The sequence below is a fragment of the Phocaeicola faecicola genome (genome assembly GCF_013618865.1).
Classification (GTDB): domain Bacteria; phylum Bacteroidota; class Bacteroidia; order Bacteroidales; family Bacteroidaceae; genus Phocaeicola; species Phocaeicola faecicola.
Genome location: NZ_JABSOE010000032.1, coordinates 1 through 18326 on the forward strand (window position 1 = coordinate 1; position 18326 = coordinate 18326).

Annotated in this window: 11 protein-coding genes and 1 pseudogene; 3 read left to right on the forward strand and 9 right to left on the reverse strand. The window is 50.5% G+C overall.

Annotated elements, in window-relative coordinates; genetic code table 11:
• Positions 1-306 precede the first annotated feature (306 nt).
• Positions 307-1053, forward strand: coding sequence for a DNA alkylation repair protein (locus H3001_RS10095; RefSeq protein ID WP_178244401.1), 747 nt, complete (start codon positions 307-309; stop codon positions 1051-1053).
• 142 nt (positions 1054-1195) lie between these two features.
• Here H3001_RS10095 and H3001_RS10100 read toward each other — a convergent pair whose 3' ends face one another.
• The 8 genes and pseudogenes from H3001_RS10100 to H3001_RS10135 all read right to left on the reverse strand — a co-directional run bounded on the left by H3001_RS10100 (position 1196) and on the right by H3001_RS10135 (position 13041).
• Complete coding sequence (locus tag H3001_RS10100) at positions 1196-2827, reverse strand: PCMD domain-containing protein (protein ID WP_181214826.1); 1632 nt, start codon at positions 2825-2827, stop codon at positions 1196-1198.
• Between the two features lie 3 nt (positions 2828-2830).
• Positions 2831-3679 carry a hypothetical protein gene (locus H3001_RS10105; protein ID WP_181214827.1) on the reverse strand — a complete coding sequence of 283 codons (849 nt, stop codon included), beginning with the start codon at positions 3677-3679 and terminating at the stop codon, positions 2831-2833.
• Between the two features lie 3 nt (positions 3680-3682).
• The gene (locus tag H3001_RS10110; RefSeq protein WP_181214849.1) at positions 3683-4360 is read right to left on the reverse strand and encodes a hypothetical protein; all 678 of its coding nucleotides are present in this window, start codon (positions 4358-4360) and stop codon (positions 3683-3685) included.
• 59 nt (positions 4361-4419) lie between these two features.
• A complete protein-coding gene (locus H3001_RS10115) occupies positions 4420-6657 on the reverse strand; it encodes a DUF4493 domain-containing protein (RefSeq protein ID WP_181214828.1) in 2238 nt (745 codons plus the stop codon).
• A gap of 14 nt (positions 6658-6671) precedes the next feature.
• Positions 6672-7886 carry a DUF4493 domain-containing protein gene (locus H3001_RS10120; RefSeq protein WP_178244397.1) on the reverse strand — a complete coding sequence of 405 codons (1215 nt, stop codon included), beginning with the start codon at positions 7884-7886 and terminating at the stop codon, positions 6672-6674.
• Positions 7887-7910: 24 nt separating this feature from the next.
• Positions 7911-10460, reverse strand: coding sequence for a DUF4493 domain-containing protein (locus H3001_RS10125; RefSeq protein WP_181214829.1), 2550 nt, complete (start codon positions 10458-10460; stop codon positions 7911-7913).
• 811 nt (positions 10461-11271) lie between these two features.
• A pseudogene (locus H3001_RS10130) lies at positions 11272-12411 on the reverse strand (acyltransferase).
• 66 nt (positions 12412-12477) lie between these two features.
• Positions 12478-13041, reverse strand: a complete 564-nt coding sequence (locus tag H3001_RS10135) for a Crp/Fnr family transcriptional regulator (protein ID WP_178244395.1) — start codon at positions 13039-13041, stop codon at positions 12478-12480.
• Positions 13042-13325: 284 nt separating this feature from the next.
• On the opposite strand from H3001_RS10135, the gene H3001_RS10140 reads away from it, so the two are divergent.
• Positions 13326-14093, forward strand: coding sequence for a hypothetical protein (locus H3001_RS10140; protein ID WP_178244394.1), 768 nt, complete (start codon positions 13326-13328; stop codon positions 14091-14093).
• 442 nt (positions 14094-14535) lie between these two features.
• Positions 14536-15186, forward strand: coding sequence for an SH3 domain-containing protein (locus tag H3001_RS10145; RefSeq protein WP_181214830.1), 651 nt, complete (start codon positions 14536-14538; stop codon positions 15184-15186).
• Positions 15187-15357: 171 nt separating this feature from the next.
• Here H3001_RS10145 and H3001_RS10150 read toward each other — a convergent pair whose 3' ends face one another.
• Positions 15358-17640 carry a glycosyl hydrolase family 95 catalytic domain-containing protein gene (locus H3001_RS10150; RefSeq protein WP_181214831.1) on the reverse strand — a complete coding sequence of 761 codons (2283 nt, stop codon included), beginning with the start codon at positions 17638-17640 and terminating at the stop codon, positions 15358-15360.
• Positions 17641-18326 lie beyond the last annotated feature (686 nt).

The window sequence follows — 18326 nt, forward strand, 5'->3', positions numbered from 1 at the left end:
ATATTGTCAAGAGGGCTTCGCACCAAACAATTACTCGTAAAGCACGCCTCTTTAGGCTACTGTTGACGGAACAACAGGTTCAGACATCATGCTGAACAATTACTTGTACGACTTCTTGTCGCACATTTACTTGCAAAGGTAACATATATTTTAGACCTTTCCTTCACCGTTTTTTCAAACCGCCCCTTATTAACAGAAATAAAGAAATTTTCTTCCGTCTCCTTTTCGTACGTTTTTCCGCTGATTGAAGAAAATCCGTTTCTGATTATTGCTATCTTTGCCGCTGTCAATCAAAAAAAGAAAGTTATGGATGAATACCGTATTGACGGACTCACCGTCAAGGAGCATTTGCTGGCTATGGAAGCCCAGGGAAACAAAGCTTTTACGGAATCACTGCATCCCGGAGTGGAACACGTGCTTGGAATCCGTCTGCCGCAGTTGCGCCGGCTGGCTTCCCGCATCGCCAAGGGCGACTGGGAAAACTACCTCTTCAGTGCCGATGCTTTTTATATGGAAGAACGGATGCTGCAGGGAATGGTATTGGGGGCTATCCGTCCCGATGCCGATATCGAGGTCTACCTGAACCGGGTGACCCGTTTTGTCCGGATCATCAACAGCTGGTCGGTCTGCGACACCTTTACCTTCGGGGGAGGAGAGAAGTTCCTTTCCGCCCATCGTGAGCGTCTCTGGCAATACCTGCTTCACTGGATGCATACCGAAGACGAATATACCCTCCGTTTCGGGGTGGTGATGACCCTCCGCTACTTCATCGACGAGGCACACCTGCCTTTGCTGCTTCATGAGTACGACTCTATCCGTCACGAAGGCTACTATGTGCGCATGGCCGTTGCCTGGGCACTGTCGGTCTGCTTTGTGAAATTCCCGGAACAGACGATGGCCTACCTGCAGGGAGAGCATCATCTGGACGATTTCACCTATCGTAAAACGCTGCAGAAAATCTTGGAATCCTATCGGGTGGATGCAGCTACCAAGCAGCGGATCCGGGAGATGCGGCTGCCGAAAGCAACGGTTTCCCGCAAGAAGAAGGCATAACCGGTGCTGCTTGTTTGCCATAAAAAGAGTCAGGGCAACGCTTTCACACCTGCCGGTGGAAGCCTGCCCTGGCTCTTTCACTTATTTATTTTCCCTGAGAGGCGTGGCGGCTGAGCCTGTCATTCACAGCCGCAGCACCCTCTCAGTCGTTGTAGTCATATTCCAGACTGAAGTCATCTACCCACATCGTCGCTCCTGCCGCACCGGTGAAATAATCTCCATACTTGCTGGCCGAGCAGACAATCAGCAGTGAGGTCGGTTTTCTGTCGGTAGCCCGGTAATCCAGTTCCACCGTAAACTCCTGATATCCCTCCGTTGTCTTTCCGCAGGTCATTTCTCCATACGCAATGATGTGCGGATCTTTCTTGTCGAAATACGTACCTTTCTCCGGTTTACCTTTTGAAGTCACGATTTCCACCGCCGTTCTTTCGCCCGAAGCAGAAGTCGTCAGCTCCCAGTCGCCCAGGGCCACCCACACGATACAGGTATCCGGGCGGTTCTTCAGGTATTCAAATCCCGGGTCCGTGTGACTGATGTTCTGTGTCTGGTACTTGAACCATCCTTTCAGTCGGGTAGGGTACGACTTGAATTCCCTTCCGAATCCGAGGATACCGTTCATGCCCTTTGTCGACTTATACTCACCCACGAAGAGGTTGCCCGAAGCAAATACTCCCACAATACTTGTCGATGCCAGTTTGGCTGCCTGACTGCCGGCCTGAGCTCCCGGACGGACCTCATCCGTATTCTGGGTAATGTTGTTTTCTCCCAGCGTATTGCTTCCGTGGTTGCCCGAATCCCAGAACATGCTGCCATCCTGAGCCCATGGACAAAGCACCTTGCCGTCCTTGTGCCAATCCTCAAAACTCATGTTCGGAATATATCCTTCCGTGGTAGTGGAGAACGATACGCTCTCAGCCTTCTGGTCGCCCGAATAAGCCCGGCACTCGTAAGTCGTGCCCGGTTTCAGGTGAGGCACACGTGCATGGAAATTACCTCCGTCGAAAGTGATGTATTTCTCGTCCACCACCGTCCATTCTCCGGCTGAGGCCTCCTTGTATTCGAAACCGCATTCCTTGCCGGCCATTCCCGAACCGTACAGCCAGGCCACATTCACCCAGCCATCAGCCCCGACAGTCATCACGTCGCTCTCACTGTGGTACACCTTCAGCGTCCATTCCTCATCCAGGAAATCACTGTATGTCACCCGTACCGTGGCAGCCGCATAGTTGCTGTACTGTTTCCACTCTACCGGAGGAACTCCTTCCGTCACTCCGTTCATGGCGGCTCCTACAGGTCCCAGTTTCAGGTCGAGCAGTTTCACCTCCTTCAGGCTCGCACTCTTGGTAATATACATGATGGCCGCACGCTCGTTCTCATTGAACACCGCATTTCCCACCTGGTTGGTCACCGTAGCCCGACGTTCGATCGGTTGGTTGCGGATGATTTTCCATACAAAATCCTGATAAAGCGACAGCGTAAACGCATAGTCCTGCGTCAGGTCGATGACCTGATTGACCTGCAGGGTCGACGAGGCGTTCTCCGTGTAAGTCAGGGCTTCCACCTTCACCTTCTTCGGATTGGCAGTCTCTTCCAGTGTAACGGTCACCGTGCGGTCCTTTTCCGAAATCACCGACTCACCGGTCTGACCGCTGACCTTCAGTGACGTAACCGAAAGCGGTACGGTAGCATAAGGAATATCGTTCTTGATGCAGCCGCTGCTCACACCCAGGAGCACGGCCAGTAAACTTATCTTGCAAAATACATTTCTCATCATGGCCTACAGACATAAAGTGATACCAATGTTTATATTCAGAATGTTGATCTTGAAGTTGGCCCCGCTGGTCGAGCGCGAGCCCTCTTCACCCAGTTCATTCTGCTGCTTCTCGTTCCGGTACTTGAATCCCGCCACTCCGAACGACATCTCGGCGCACACATTCGGTGTAATATAGACAGCGATACCGGGGTTGATACCCAGGTGCAGCTCGTTGATGGTCGTTTCAGTGTGCTTCGGCGCATTGCTTTCCCTGTCGGTCGAATAAGAAGACGTTCCGTGCTTGTACGTCAGCGACGTCTCATTGAACAGACCGAAGATACCCCCGGCATCCAGTCCCACGTACGAACGGTGGAACACACCGAACGAATACAGGTCCTCGGTATACCTCATGTCCCCGATGCTGAAGCTCATGTCGCTTCCCAGGTCAAGGTCGATGTTTCCCAGGTCTCCCAGCAGGTGGTTGTAACCGAACTTCGCACCGATTACCATGTTATCCTTCAGGGAATATCCGATGTAAGGATTGATGGCCTTCACCGCAAAGTTGGCATTGATGTTTCCCAGCAGCGAATACAGGATACTGCTCTCCTTGCTGTCGAAAGTAATATACGAGAAAGTCAGACCGCCCACCCATTTTCCCTTAGGCAGGAACTTATAGTTGACGATTCCGCGGTCGTACCGTCCGAAAGGCTTCAGCCGGACCAGATCGGTCGATTCCACAATGTCCGCCTTCTTCTTAGGCTTCTCAATGTAAATGGTATCGTGTACCACAATGGTATCACGCTCCTGGGCATGTCCCGCCTGTACGCTTGCCAGCAGTGCGATGACCCCCAGTATCTTGATGAATAATTTCATAGGCTACAAATAAAAAGCGATTCCCAAGCCAATGGAAAACAGGTTAATACGAAAGTTAGCTACGTTTGTAGTGCGGTCACTGGAATAAATCTGGTCTCTGGTCTGGTGCACCTTTCCGTATTCGATACCCAATACTCCCACACTGACTTCCACCGCCGTATAGTTGTTGACGAAAGCAACGATACCCGGAGAAACACCGATACCCAGGTCGACGGACTTCGAATAGGTTCCGGTCAGTTCATCGCCCGAGCGGGTCACCAGTTTCGACTGGCTGCCACCGAACTGCAGCTGAGTCTCTGCAAACAATGCAAAACGCTTGCTGCTTCCCAGGTTGATATAGTTGCGCATGACCGCCATGACGCTGTACGAATGACTCAGCTCATAGGTATCGTCGAGTGACACCGTCAGGTCATCTCCCAGTCCCAGGTTCAGTCCGTTGAACCGTGTCAGGGTACGTCCGTACGAGAAACGTCCACCCATACCCAGGTTGTCCTTAACCCCGTAGACCAGCAGCGGACTGACCTTGAAGGTATATCCGTCGGCATTGAACTTGTCGATTACCAGAAACTGGTAATTATTCTCCGTATGCTCCGAATAGGATACCGAGCTTCCCACAATCCACTGGCCTTTCGGAACAAACACGTTGTCTGCTATTTTCAGTTTTTTGTTCTGTGCGCCCATTGTCAGGAACACGCATAAGAAACAGAACAGGGTGATAATTTTTTTCACTACTCCTTCGATTAATTAGATGATAACTCCCTTTCTTCGTAAACCAGTTCCAGGTCGTCGAGCCACATGACGCTCTGAGTACTTCCCTGGAAATAATCGCCGTAACGGCTGGCGGCTGCCACCAGCAGCAGTCGGTTCGGGATACGCGTCTTTCCGTCTGCTTTTTCTTCGTAGTTGAAGCGGATTTCAAACGCTACCATGCCTTCTCCCTCAGTATTGGCTGTCCAAACCTTTTCTCCGTAGGCAATGACGTTGGCTTCGTCCTTGCTGAAGAAATGCTGGTCCTTGGTACGGATGATGAACGACCAGTTGGTGCCGTTGTAAGACTCTCCTTCACCGTCGGTCAGTGCCATGTAGATGATACCTTCGTCCTGTTTTCCGTTGGCGATGCGGTCACCTCCCTTGTCCACCGTACCGCTGATGTACCGGATGTATCCGCGCAGTGCCAGCGGGCGGGCGGTGAACGGACGTCCCAAGCCGAGGACTCCGTTTCCGGTAAGTCCGCTCATCTGGGTATCCAGGTATTGTCCGATGAACATGTTGCCTGCAGCAAACTGTCCGATTCCGAGCATGCTGGCGTACATTGACTTCAACCGTGCCGAGTAGTTGCCGCTGTGCTTGACTGACGAATCGGGCTCGGTCACATTCGCACTCACTTTCTGTGTACCGTGGTTACCGGAATCCCAGAACATGCTTTCTCCACTGCCGTGAATCAGCTTGGGTACCCCTCCCGACCAGTTTTCGAAACTGTAGTTCGGCAACTGGACAGCGGCTTCTGTCGTAAATTCACAAACGATGCTCGACGGTTTCTCACCCTCCAGCAACTGATATTCGTAGGTCGTTCCCGGTGTCAGTCCCTTGATTTCGGGTGAGAGAATCAGGCGGCTGTCCGGCTGCTGACTGCCTTCGACATTCTCGCTCCAGTTCTCATCGCTTCCTTTCTTGCGGTAACGGAAATAGAAAGGACCCTCTGCCTGGCGTCCTTCGATGATTTCCCCGTACAGTGTAGCCCTGTCGGCCCAGATAAGGTACGGATAAGGAATCGGCAAAGTCTGAACGTTGGAGTTCGATATGCTCAGTGCCCAGGTCGAGGCACGCTGCTTTCCCTGCTGGTCGCGCACGTCGAACGCCATCTCATAGTTGCCCTCTGCTGCCAGCAGTCCCGCACTGTACAGGTACTCCTGGAAGTCGATGGTCATTTGTCTTTCCTGTGGCAGGCTGACGGCGATGCCCTGGGCAGCAAACTGCTGACGTACGTCTTCCTGCATCAGGTCGACCGTACTTCCTCCCAGAAAACCGAACAGTGTACCTCCCACATTCACCTGCTGCAGGGGAGAAGAGGCCTTGACGGTAACCTGCGGCCGTACGTTCTGCTCGTTCACCTCGATCAGCCAGGGAGCATCCGTAGAAACGGTCTCTCCGTTGTGCTGCATGCTGATGACCGGACGCTGGTAGATAACCACCTCTTCGTCCTGTGTATGCAGCGGGGTCTCATCGATCACCAGGTCGAAGAAACCTCCACCTTCCTCCGGACGTTCCGGTGTCTCACCGTCCGTATGGCGATAAGTCAGTTTATACAAGGTAGAAGTCTTGGCTCCCTCGATACGGTCGGTCTGTTCAATCTTTTCCCCGCTTTTGGTAGTAGCCGTAAACTTACAGGTCAGGTATTCCTTGCCTGCAGGGAAGGTATAGTATCCCGTAGGCTGTCCGCCCTCCGCTTCCGGATACGGGAAAGCCAGTGTACCTTCCGCATCCTCTACGCTCACTTCCACCTTTCCTTCCGTCAGGTAGTCCGTGAGACTCTTGTCGAAGTTGACCTGTACCAGTGCGTTGGCAATGTAGCAGATCACATCTACCTTCGTTGTCGCACCTTTCCGGATTTCAAACTCCTGGTTGCCTTCGTAAAACTTGCGGTCGAAAGAGGCCGCCACCGAGTCACCCGAAGTAATCCGTACCCGGTAAGGACGAGATGCCAGCGTGATTCCTTCGGCCGGCACATTGTTCCATCCGGCATATTTGCGCACCAGCTTGTCGCCCTCATAAATGCGCACCTTACATTTTGCCTTCAGTTCGTCCTGGTTGTCTTCCGCAGCCGATGCAGCACGCGACACCACATCCACCTGCTCCGACACCTCCATGCCCAGAAGCAGCAGTCCTTCGCCTTCGTACAGCGAGCGCTCCTCCTGCCGGCAGGAACTGAAGAGTCCCATGCCGATGCATAATCCTATTATCTGATAGATTCTTTTCATTTCCATACTTTACATTACTGTGCGTTGCGACTGTCTACCGACAAAGTAGCTTTCACCTGCTTTCCGGTAGTATCCTCTACGGTCAGGTTGAAGCGGTGCATTCCCGCAAATTCTCCCTTCAGCAGCGGAATGAACTGCGATACGTCGAAGCGTACCAGCTGCTGGTTGATTACTTCTTCTTCTACCGGAAGCTGCAATCCTTTCAGGGTCTCCTTCAGGCCGCCCGGATAAGCCAGGTCGAACGGTTCGGTTCCGAACATTTCCGCTACCACTCCCGCAAAACTTTCGTTGTCGGAAGTAATCTGTACCCATACGTGGGCAATGCCTTCGGGTGCGCTCAGCAGCACCACTACCGGCTGGTTCAGGTCGGTTACCGGCTGACTGATGTCGAAGCCTTCTCCTTCAATCTTCGGATCGCCGAAATCCAGGATTTCATCTTCGTCGGGCAGGATGTCCGCACTTTCATTCACGGTGACACATTCGCCGCTTATCGCAATGCCGTTGTCCGGAGTGCTGACGCTGCCTCCCGTACCCGGGTCGCCGTTAACTCCCTGCCAGTTGAGGGTCAGCACCAGTTCTGTTCCCAGTGCCAGTCCCGAATACGACTTATGGATGGGTTCGATTTCGGCCCCTTCAATCTCTCCGCTGAGTACCACGTCAACGGTGTTCTCACCGGCCTGTCCGTGGAAGAATCCGGAACGGGTCTCATCGCGGGTATATTCCAGACGTTCCTGGCCTACAGAAACCGTTGCCCGGAAACTTTCTCCCAGCTGTGCCTTCAGGGCATCGCTGTATTTCAGGGTCACCTTGATATTCTGCAACGTACACTTGACTTCACCCACCTTGGTCAGGTTGTCCTTGGTGATTTCAAACAGTCCCGACTCTCCCGCGCAGTACGGTGTATCGAAAGCCGCTCCCTCTGTCTGCGGGGCATGTGCCTTGATGCGGTATTTTCCGACCTTCAGCGTAAATACGTCCGGCATTTCGCTGTATGTCCATTCCTGTACCCGTTCGTCCTGTTCCGTATAGATACCCACGATGAAACTTCCCTTCTCGGCAGTAACCCGCGATACCGATACCACCGGTTCGGTCTGAGGGTCAAGTACAATCGAAGCCAGGTCTACCTGTCCCGACTGGTTGATGGAGTAATCTATCTTTTCATTGTGACACGCTGCCAGCATCCAAAGTCCCGCCAGCAGGATAATCGATAATAAATGTAACTTTTTCATATCTTGCATTTTCTATTTTCACGGTTATTCATAAATAAGCTCTACATCATCCACGGTAAGTATGCTTCCGATGTGACGGGAGTCACCGTATCCGGCGTTCCAGGCCCCTTTCGAACCCTGTAATGTCTGTGTGGCCGGTTGTGCGGCATCGGTAGACTGGAACATGATGACAATGGAAGCTGCCCGTACGGTTTCGTTGGAATATTCAATCCGGATGCTTCCTTTCTGATATTCGTTGACCGGTTCGGTGATTTTCAGCACTCCTTTACCGATTTCCTGCTGGGAAGCATCGTATACAATGGCATAGGCCTGTGTCGTTTCCTTGTTGTATGAATAGAACTTGTAATAAAAGTCCACCTGTTCCGGACGGCATTCGAAGGCATGTCCTAAGGTCTGCTTCTGGCTGCTCCGGTCGAAGCTTCCGATGAACAGCTGTCCTGCACTGCGGTACTCGGTGTTTTGTGAAACTGCCGACCAGTTGTTGCTTCCGTAGCCCACCGTCGCAATTTCCATGGCTGTGTTTCCGCCGTGACTGCCTTCTGTCAGTGAGGTCTTTCCGTACTTGTTCCAGTGCCAGGCAGCCGTGTGCAGGTTCGAAGCGTTGGTCGGCATCGTACCCGGGTAGGCACAGTAATACCACGAAGCTACTCCAGAGCGTTCCAGGGTAGTCATGTCGTTCAGCGTACTCCACCATTTTTCTCCAGACGAAGCATACGGATAGAACGAATAGATATGTTCTCCTCCTGATAAAAAGATGGTTTTATACCATACCTCTTCATCATACCACTGCTCAAAGTCGGAGTTCGGGATCTGCATGGCATTTTCCGTATGTATCTCACATTCGTTGCTCGGTTTTCCGGCTGCGTTTCTCCAGACAGCCCGGATGCGGTAATCCTGATTTTCCTTCAGACCCTTTGCCTGCAGCAGTGTGCCCACCTGAGGCTGGTATTCCGCTTTTTGTGTCACCTCGGTAAAATCGGTCCAGGTACCTCCCGACGGCAGGTATTGCAGGTTGACTTCATCGGTGCTGGCGTTGAACAGGTGTACGAAGGTCTTTCTGGCCCAGACTTCTCCTTCGTGCATGACCAGTACTCCGTATTCCACCGGTATCGGGGCGCTCTGCGGTGTCTGACCCAGGTATTCTCCCGACAGAGTGAACGGTTCCAGGAACTTCACACTTTCGGGGGCTTCCAGTGTCAGGACGAATTCCTTGTCGTTGAGAGCTTCGCTGTGGATGCATTTCAGCTCGGTCTGCTTGTTCTCATCCAGATATACCCGGATGTTCTCCGGATCGCCCTTGAAGCCCGGGTAGCTCGACTGGAAAGTGGCTTTTACCTTGCAGACATGCGACAGGAAGCCTGCCTTTTCTTCCGAGGCAGACAACTGGAGTTCTCCGTCGCTGGTCATCGTTACCTGCAGTTTCAGCGGTTTCTCGGAAGTCTTTCCATACAGGTCGGTGGCACTGAGCGTAAACTCATGCGTCTCTCCGGCCGATGCAGGAATGGCAGCCAGCAGGCGCGTAAAGTTGATCCATGCCATCTGGTCTTTGTTGCCTGTCAGTCCCCGGGTTTCCAGACGGAACTCTTTCAGGGTTTCTTCCGCAGCTCCCGGTTGTGTCAGGTCGATGTCGGCCGGCCATCCTCTTCCGGTCAGGTAAGCCGATGTCGTACTCAGCCGGCACGATGCGATATGGGCAACGGCGTTCAGGTAAGCCGAAACCTCCTGACCGACGTTTCCTTCGGGCATGCTCAGGGTTTCTCCGTCGGTGAAACCGGTGGTCTTGAAATACGGAACCGGTGCGTTCAGTGCCGCATCCGAAACGTCGAAGACTTTCTCTTCATCCGGATGGAGACGGTCTTCCGAGAAGGTCACCGTCATGGTTGCCGAACCGGCATCCACATCCAGGGTCAGCACGTATGCGTGCTGGGCTTCGGCCTGAATGGTCTTGACTTCATAGACCGACTCACTGGCCTGTCCGGCCTTTCTGACCTTCGCCTTTACGGTCAGCGTTCCCGGCTTGAAATAGGCGAAGCGGGTCTCGTCCTGCACGTATTCCACCGTATTTCCCAGCGAGGATGCCACCTGTGCCGAGTAGGTCTCAAAATACTTCTTGAAGTTTTCGGTATATGCAACCTGCAGTTTGGCATTCGAGAGGTAGCAGGTCACCGCAACCGGAGTGGTTTCTCCCTTGCGGATAACCAGTTCCGAACTTCCTGCATAGCAGGGAGCATCGAAGCCTTCCTGGTTAATGTCTCCGTGCCATGCCTTGACGGTATAAGTGGAAGGGCGAAGTTCCGGTGCGCCCGCCTCCTGCATTTCACGGTAAGTATTCCAACTGTACAATGTTTCTTCTCCCTTGGAAATGGCTACGGAAAACAGGTTGACGTCTGTCTCTGTCTGTTCTGCAGCATCTTGCTGGAGATTCGGATCACCCGCTATTACTTCATAGCGTGTGGCAAGTGAGAGCTGAAAGCTGCCGCTGTCTCCTTCACCTGTATACGACTCCTGTGTACAGGAGGAAAGGGCAAACAGCATTGTCAAAAAGCTCCAGATGACAAAATGTTTTTGTTTCATCTAATTGATTTTCTTTAAATAAGAGTTAGGTTTAATAATTTTTATCCAACTTGCAAAGTAACACCTTTCCCGGCGGATACACAAGGTTCTTTTTTCATATTTTTGTCCTGTTTTTCATTTTTGTGCGTTCTCGAGGAATATATACTGGCTTATTTTATTGGGTTTTGTTGAAGATTTATGTTGCATATCATGGTCGAAATTTAATATTGCCATCTTGAACTGGAGTTTTGGAACACTTTTCGTGGTTTCTCTACGTTTGACTTTATGAAGTTTCATCGGTTATTTTCCTTTCTTTTTGATATGATAATTAGGCGTTCTGCTTACGGGCCTTTTCTTTGAAAGTGGTGGAATGGAAAATGATTCTGCATAAAAATGCAATTTAAATAGCGGTTTTGGAAAAAACATAAGGATGGATGAGGCCATTTAAAAGCATCTTCCGGTGAAAAGACCGCGGGCTTTCGGAAAAAGCCGGCGAGGAAAGTTGTCAACTTATTAGGTGTGTGAAAGATTCTCTCGTGATGGAATGCCCAAAAGACGGAAATGGCCGGATATTTCGTGAAAGAAACGGGCCGTTACGCCGCTTTTATTGCTGGAATGCGTTGGCTCCTGAATACGGAAAATGAGCGTATGTTATTGAAATACAATGACAAATATTCCTGTATCCTTGTTGAGAATTGAAAAATGGAGAACGATCGGAGAAGGGGATGCAAAGAAATGATTCCTGCATCCCCCAATATGCAAAATGTCAAAATGACAAGAGCGGCCCGGGCTTTCGCTGTCCGGGTCTGTGAGGGCGGAACCGGTATTCGGATCAGCCCATTATCCATTTGCCCCACTGTCCTGATTTTCTGACCAGGTGGACGAAGCCCCAGGTGACGGTCAGCAGCAGGAGGGTACACACGATCAACTTCAGCATGGTGTGGACAGGAAGGTGTTCCATCAGCATGTAGCAGGGCCCCAGGAACAGGTAGTGCGACATCCAGATACCGAAAGTGCAGGTCGACAGGCTCGTGATGGGCTTTGCGACTGCCGCCGGTGTGAGGGGCAGTTTCTGTACTGCCAGGAAGATGGGAAGGGACATTATCAGTACGTTAGGCGTACAGTAGGTGAAAAACAGTTCCACCAGTTCCACCGGTTGTCCGGGGACAGCCGTAACCGACTTGAACCCGAAGAAGGTGATGCAGTAGCCGGCAATAAATAAAGGTATTCCTCCTATGGCGAGTGTCTTCCAGCTGAAAAGCTGAGGGTGATTGAACAGGTAGTATCCTAACAGCAGATAACCGTTGAATCCTGCAAAATAATACAGGAGTCCGAATTCATTCCAGGAACAGGTTCCCCATAGGTCCCTGGTAAGGTATTCTCTCAGGTAAGGAATGAAGAGAGAGATGAACCACAGTCCGAGGAAGAACTGCTGCTCCTTGTCGGAAGCCTGCTTCACCCATGCCGAGAAAACTGGCAGGTACAGATAGAGTCCGATGAGGAGGTACACATACCACATCTGTATGGCGAACGGAGAGAAGTTGAAGGGAATCAGCAGGATATGGTGCAAGGCGCTTCCCAAAGACTGGTCGGGCTCGGCCCAGGCAAAGAAATCATTGATTACGGCCGGCGGAAATCCCAGTACGCCGGTAAGTCAGGGGAAAAGATTGTAGGCTACCGACCAGATGAGAAACGGAACCATGACCCTCAGAAGGCGCTTCTTGTAGAATGCGGGAGTGGTTGTCCTGACCGGCAGGAGCAGGGCTCCGGTGACCATCACGAACAGCGGAATGGCCGGACGCATGAAGGAGCCGTAGAAACTTCCCCACAGGTTGTACCACGGTGCCGAACGCTCGGCCGGGGTTACGTTGTCGGTACAATGGACCGCAATCATCATGAAAATGGCAATGACCTTCACCGCATCGAGCCATACGATGCGTTGCCTGTTTGTTTCAGTTGACGGTGTTTTCATACTTTTTTGCTGCAAAAGTAGACGTAAAATAATTCTTATTTTTTGACTTATGGCAAAAAAGGCAGGCTATTTCTCGGCCCTGATCCGGCTTAAGGTAGAGAGGGATATGCCCAGAAAGGAAGCGATGTATCCCAGGTTGACCCTCTGGCAGATATCCGGAAAAGTCTGCAGCAGCGCCTGATACCTTTCTTTGGCAGTCATGGTGAGATTGTCGATGCGGATGCACTGCAGCGAGAGCAGGCACTCCTGATGCACCACTCTTCCCCAGTTGGCTATCTCGATGTTTGTCTGATACAAGTGGTTGAGGCAGTGGATGGGAATGGAGTAGGCAAGGGTGGGCTCTACGGTCTCGACGTATTCAAATCCTGCCCGGTTATGGTACAGGCACAGCAGTCCGAATGTAATGTCGCCTTCCTTGGAAAACCAGGTGGTATGTTCGTTGCCGTTGACCAGGCAATACGAACGGGTCAGTCCTTTTTCGATGAAATAGACATTCCGGTCGATGATACCTCCTCGGATGATCAGGTGTCTGGCCGGAAAATGATGGACCTTGAAATGCGCACAGAGCTGGGCGATGGATGCATCACTGACGGGATAGTGCCGTTTGATACTTTTTCTGATATTTTCCATTTCCGTGCTTGTCATGTTCATAAGGGATTAGTCGAAGGTGGCCGGCTGCCGGTCTGACGGATTCCGCTGCCGGTTGGTCATTCTGTTCAAGGTGCAAATATACGAAAAATGAAGACAGTCACGAACTGGTACAGGAGGTTTAATTCTCCGGTAGTCTTGTTCCTGTGTCTGGGAACGGGGCGGTCGCGGGCAGTATCGAGGAAGTAAAAGAAGAAATTCCGGCGGTGAATCGTTGTCCGCATTTATTTTTTTTCTAATTTTGAGAAAATCTTAACTATATAATTATGAAGAAAATCGTTACAGCAGTAGCAGTTTTGCTGGGTATGTGGAAGTGTGGTGAAATCAATGCCCAGCAGCGTTGGACGGCTCCGGAAGCCGGAAGCATCGGTGTGGAAATACAGGTCAACCCCTTTGACCAGAACGGGTCTACCTTCAGTATCGACGGACTCCGCATGCGTTATTTCCTGAATCCGAAGCATGCATTGAGGCTGAATCTGGACATGAGCGGCCAGTCGGAAACGTACTCGGAGGAAGTCGATCAGGACTCTTTCGGATCTACGCTGCAATCCCTGAAAGCCCGTACACGGTATTGGGAAGTGAGCCTGGGTTATGAACGTCACTTTAATACCGGAAGCCGTTTTGATTTCTATGTGGGAGGTGAAGTGGGTTTCACTCATCGCTTTGCAAAGACTACAGGGGAGCTCGTGAATGGGGGAGAACTCAGTGAATTTACCATAACCAATGCGTATGCAACCAAGGATATGGTCGGTTCGGGAAGCTTTAATCTGCAGGGCATTGCCGGGGGCGTGCGTGCCAGCTCCGGTTTCAAAGCGGCGGCATTGGCCGGTGTGGACATGTATCTGTACAAGGGGCTGTATATTGGTGCGGAACTTAATTTCTCGCTGAGGCATTCCAATTTCAAACCGGTGGAACTGGATTACCGGAACACGTCTTCGGGCATGACGATTACTGACAAGACCAACGATGAATTCAAGCAGAACAGTTACGGAATCCACGTTGATCCGCATCTCCGCCTGGGATGGACTTTCTGAAAAACGGGTCCTGATGAGCGCCTTCGTATCTGATTCTTCAGCAAGGCAGGATGCAGATGGGCATAAATTACCAGGGATGTAATATAAATGTAATAATTAATTGTTGAACCCCTCCGGAAGTTATGTACGGCTTTCGGAGGGGTTTTTGTATGTAATTGCTGGATTTATTCTGTGAATAAGGTATTTTGGGGGCGGATTGTTCTCTTGTATGGATAAAGTGGTAAAATCCGTTTGTCTGTATTTATTATACCAAATAGTAGTAATAAATGTATACATAGTAACAAACTTTTCATATCTTTGCACTCGTAATAATAAGGAAAAACTGGCGGAACATACGATGATAACTGATTGATCAATACCAAGGATGAGATAATTTCATTAAAGATAAGATGATTCCGGCAATAAAAAGAATATGATTTTTCTGTTATTAAATAAATACATCATGAAAAAAGTAATTTTATCATTGTTTTTGGCCATTTGTTCCGGAATGGCATGTTCATTGAGTGCGCAGGGATACCGTATTCCTGAAACTGCTGTGGTAATTGCGAAGCCTCAGGCTAACGTGCGCCAGGCTCCTGAAACGACTGCTGCGGTGGTGGAAAAGGCTTCAAAAGGGGTTTTGTACGAACTGATTGCCCGGAAAGGCAACTGGTATGAAGCAAAGGACGTGAAGACGGGCAAGACGGTGTATATTTCTACTACGGTGGCCAATCTGATGGAGGGACGTTTCCTGCCCAGAACCGATAAGGGACTGGTAGAAAACAGTGATCTTACCAGCTTTGCATATCAGAAACGGGTGACTGACAGCGAGAAAGAAGCGATTACTTCTTATGTCTTCTACCAGAAGGGCGAAAAGGATGTGGTATATACGACTCTTTCGGCAACGGTAAATACCATGACGGGCCGTTCGTTCACGAATGAAACGTATTACAAAGGCAAGCAGATGGGATGGTATCTTCTGTTTGACGAACAGGTAGACTGGGAAGGTAACTCAATGGGCAAACTGGATACGCCGATTGTGGTATTCTCTAACGCTCCTAAGGGGGTTATCGTAAATGGAGAAGCGCTTGCAAAGGTTAAGAATGATTTTTAAGCATTGTGTGCTCATCTGAGAACGGCAGTTGCCCTGCCCGGTGAAGTAGGGCGGGGATTGCCGGATGGATATATTATGAAATACGAAAGGATGGTTGCGTAATTACGGATTTCCGTAACGGCAACCATCCTTTTTATATACTGCCATCGGGCAGGTTACTGTCGCTTTGTGTTATTGGCCGACCGCCTCAATGGTACATTTCTCTCCTTTTGAAAGGGTGACTTTCCAGATGCCCTCCGTATCTTGCAGGTACTTGTCGCCTATTTTCAGCTGGTATTCAGGTCCGAATGAATTGATAACCTGCAGGGTGCCTCCCTGTTCGGCCATAATTTCTGCGTGTGCAAGTTTGCCTCCCCGGAGCGATGCACTGACGATAAAGGCACCTTCCGCTCTCAGTTTTTCGAAAGACAGGTCCTTCCAGTCATTCGGCAGGGCTGGGAAAATATGTATCTTTCCGGTATGGCTCTGCAACAGCATTTCCTGGAGGGCAGCCGCAAAGGCAAAGTTGCCTTCAAGGGTAAACGGGCGGTAGGTGAACTTGGACTTGCCCGACTGGCTCTGGTCGCCGTTGGCATGAAAACCGTTGGTCAGACAGAAGCATTCCGCAAACGTGCGGAGGGCATCCCGGGCATCCTCTCCCTTCATGGCACGTGCGCTCATGTTGGCAAACCAGGAATAGGAGTAGCCGCACCACCAGTCGGGACCGTTGTCCTTCAGTTTCTGGAGGGTCGCATCAATGATTTTCCGGGCCTTTTCTCCTTGTGAATAATCCAGCAGTCCCAACGGGTGGATGGCCATCGCGTGTGAGAAGTGGCGGTGTGATGCATTATAAGGAAATCCTTTGGCGAAGGTCAGGGCTCCGTCGGCATCCAGGTCGTAATCGGGCAACTGACCGTACAGTTCTTTCCAGTGGGTTGCCTCTTCGTCTTTGCCAAGTGCCCCTGCCATCTCCTCGGCTGCGCGGAAGGCAAACTGTATCAGGGCCAGGTCGTAATTGGTCATGGTATGGAACCAGGCATTGAGGCTGTTGTCGAAGATTTCAGGACTGGAACTGATGGGCAGCTTCCGTATGCCGTTGGAGTCGAGTAGGGTAATCTGTTCCAGGAACAGGGCTACGTCGTGCACAAACGGATAAGCCCGGTCGGTGAGGAATTCCTTGTCGGCACTGTATTTCCAATGCAGGTAGAAATGCTGGGAAAGCCAGGCGCTGACGGTGGGTGACATGGAATACTGTATCCATCCTCCCATCGGCTCACCGGTGAGGGTACATACTCCCGGAATGTTCATTCCCTCACATTCGAAGTACGTCCGGGTATATTTCTTGTAGACCTCCCTCTGGTTCCATAAGGTATTCAGATAACCCATTCCTTCCTCCAAGTGATTGCCTTTGTATACCGGCCAGTAGCTGAGCTGGGTGTTCAGGTCGTGGTGGTAATCGCCCTTCCAGGGGGGCAGTTTCCCGTTGTCGGCAGTCCATATTGCCTGCAGGGAGATGGGGTAGGAGTCTTTTCTGGCCACCGAGCCGAGGCGGTATATTTCCTGGTCGTACTGTCGCTGGATGATGGAGTCGGGCACTGACACGGAAGAGGCGTTCCAGAAATTCTTCCAATAGCTGTTGTGCGACGAAAAATCACTGTATACTCCTCGCTTCATGGCATCCATGGTTTCCGATGAGGCCTTCTGACCGGTCATGGAGGAGGTCACGCTCCATACTCCATAGAGTTTCCGTCCTTTCTTTTCCCATCGTACGTTGACGTCGTAGTAGAAACCGTTCCATCCTTGCTGGTGATAGGTGATACAGTTTTCCTTTTTCTTAATGCTCCCTTGCCGGTAGCCCAGTCTGCGCAGGTCCTGACCGGTTACGGGGTCTTCTGTTCCGTTACTTGTCTCTGACTCATACTGAGGGGGGACAATGGAGATGGCCGGAGCGTCGGGCAGGTTTTCGAAAACAAACCATCCGATAGGTTCGGAAGCATGGACAAAGGTCTTCAGTACAGTACCGTTGCTCCATTCCGTCCGGCAGAGTGCATTGCGGAGGTACAGATGGACATCCTTTACTTTTCCAAATCCGGTAGTATGGAATTCAAGGGCGGCACCCGGAATTTTGGAAGGAGCAGGTTCTCTGTCGTAAGGCCAGTCGAATTTCTTCTGTACCGGCAGGTAGTCGCCTTTTCTGACCTGCTCCATTACCCAGCGGAACTTGTTGTTGGGGCCGGAAATGCTGTCGGTAGGACGGAGATCCCATAAGTCAATCCGGTCGAGTGAAAAGCGGAGGACAGAGTCGCGTTGCCAGACCAGGGCACCTACCGTAGCATTGCCAAGTGGAACCCCTTCGTCCCAGGTCGTGGAAAGCGACGGGAATACCATGTCTGATTTTCCGGCAGTTACGGGAAGTTCTTCTTGCGTACACGAAGTGAAAGGAAGAATCAGCAGTAAGAGATAGTGGAATTTCATAGTTGAAATGAATTAAGATATTTATGCCTATATTTTTATTTTGTTTACACATCTTTTATAATGGCATAAAATTATGGATAATTTTTGTGCCTGCAATGAAAGGGAAAAAGAATTTTTTGAGAAAAAAACTTCTGGAGAACAGTCCGGTAAAAACTTTTAAAGAAAACAGCGAGGATACCGGATCAGGAAACTGTTTTTGGGGAGGGGCGTTTGTGAGGTTCCATGCATTTTCATATTGTCGGGAAGTGAAGCGTTTCTTTCTTGTGAATTAAGGGATTATTCGGTACCGGCGGTTTTTGAGAGGTTAGAAATTTTATAAAAACGGGTGGTATGCCTGGAGGAAGTTGGGAGGCTTCTGCAAATCCGGAAGTGGATATGATAATTATTTACATATTGTAAATCAGTGTATTAGATGAGTGATTGAAAATGCTCGGAAGGGGAATTTTTTAACAGTAATAAGTTTGATTTGATTTGTTAATTTTTATAAGTTTGTGTTGTGAGATTTGCAAAAGCTTTAAAAACTAGATTATACACGGCGTTTTTTAAAGCGCTTGTTAACTTTAACCTTCTAAAATTATGGAACCTTTTAAATCATTTTCCTTCGGGAAATCGCCTTGGAGACAAAGGTTGTTGGCCTCTGTCCCGGTTACCTTGAGTCTGTTAATCGCAGTGAGTTCGTTATCCGA

Excerpts from the sequence above, each read along its gene's own strand:
- H3001_RS10120 (WP_178244397.1), bottom strand. The coding sequence starts at position 7,886 with ATGAAAAAGTTACATTTATTATCGATTATCCTGCTGGCGGGACTTTGG.
- H3001_RS10135 (WP_178244395.1), bottom strand. The coding sequence starts at position 13,041 with ATGGAAAATATCAGAAAAAGTATCAAACGGCACTATCCCGTCAGTGAT.
- H3001_RS10140 (WP_178244394.1), top strand. The coding sequence starts at position 13,326 with ATGAAGAAAATCGTTACAGCAGTAGCAGTTTTGCTGGGTATGTGGAAG.
- H3001_RS10110 (WP_181214849.1), bottom strand. The coding sequence starts at position 4,360 with ATGGGCGCACAGAACAAAAAACTGAAAATAGCAGACAACGTGTTTGTT.
- H3001_RS10105 (WP_181214827.1), bottom strand. The coding sequence starts at position 3,679 with ATGAAATTATTCATCAAGATACTGGGGGTCATCGCACTGCTGGCAAGC.
- H3001_RS10125 (WP_181214829.1), bottom strand. The coding sequence starts at position 10,460 with ATGAAACAAAAACATTTTGTCATCTGGAGCTTTTTGACAATGCTGTTT.
- H3001_RS10150 (WP_181214831.1), bottom strand. The coding sequence starts at position 17,640 with ATGAAATTCCACTATCTCTTACTGCTGATTCTTCCTTTCACTTCGTGT.
- H3001_RS10100 (WP_181214826.1), bottom strand. The coding sequence starts at position 2,827 with ATGATGAGAAATGTATTTTGCAAGATAAGTTTACTGGCCGTGCTCCTG.
- H3001_RS10095 (WP_178244401.1), top strand. The coding sequence starts at position 307 with ATGGATGAATACCGTATTGACGGACTCACCGTCAAGGAGCATTTGCTG.
- H3001_RS10145 (WP_181214830.1), top strand. The coding sequence starts at position 14,536 with ATGAAAAAAGTAATTTTATCATTGTTTTTGGCCATTTGTTCCGGAATG.
- H3001_RS10115 (WP_181214828.1), bottom strand. The coding sequence starts at position 6,657 with ATGAAAAGAATCTATCAGATAATAGGATTATGCATCGGCATGGGACTC.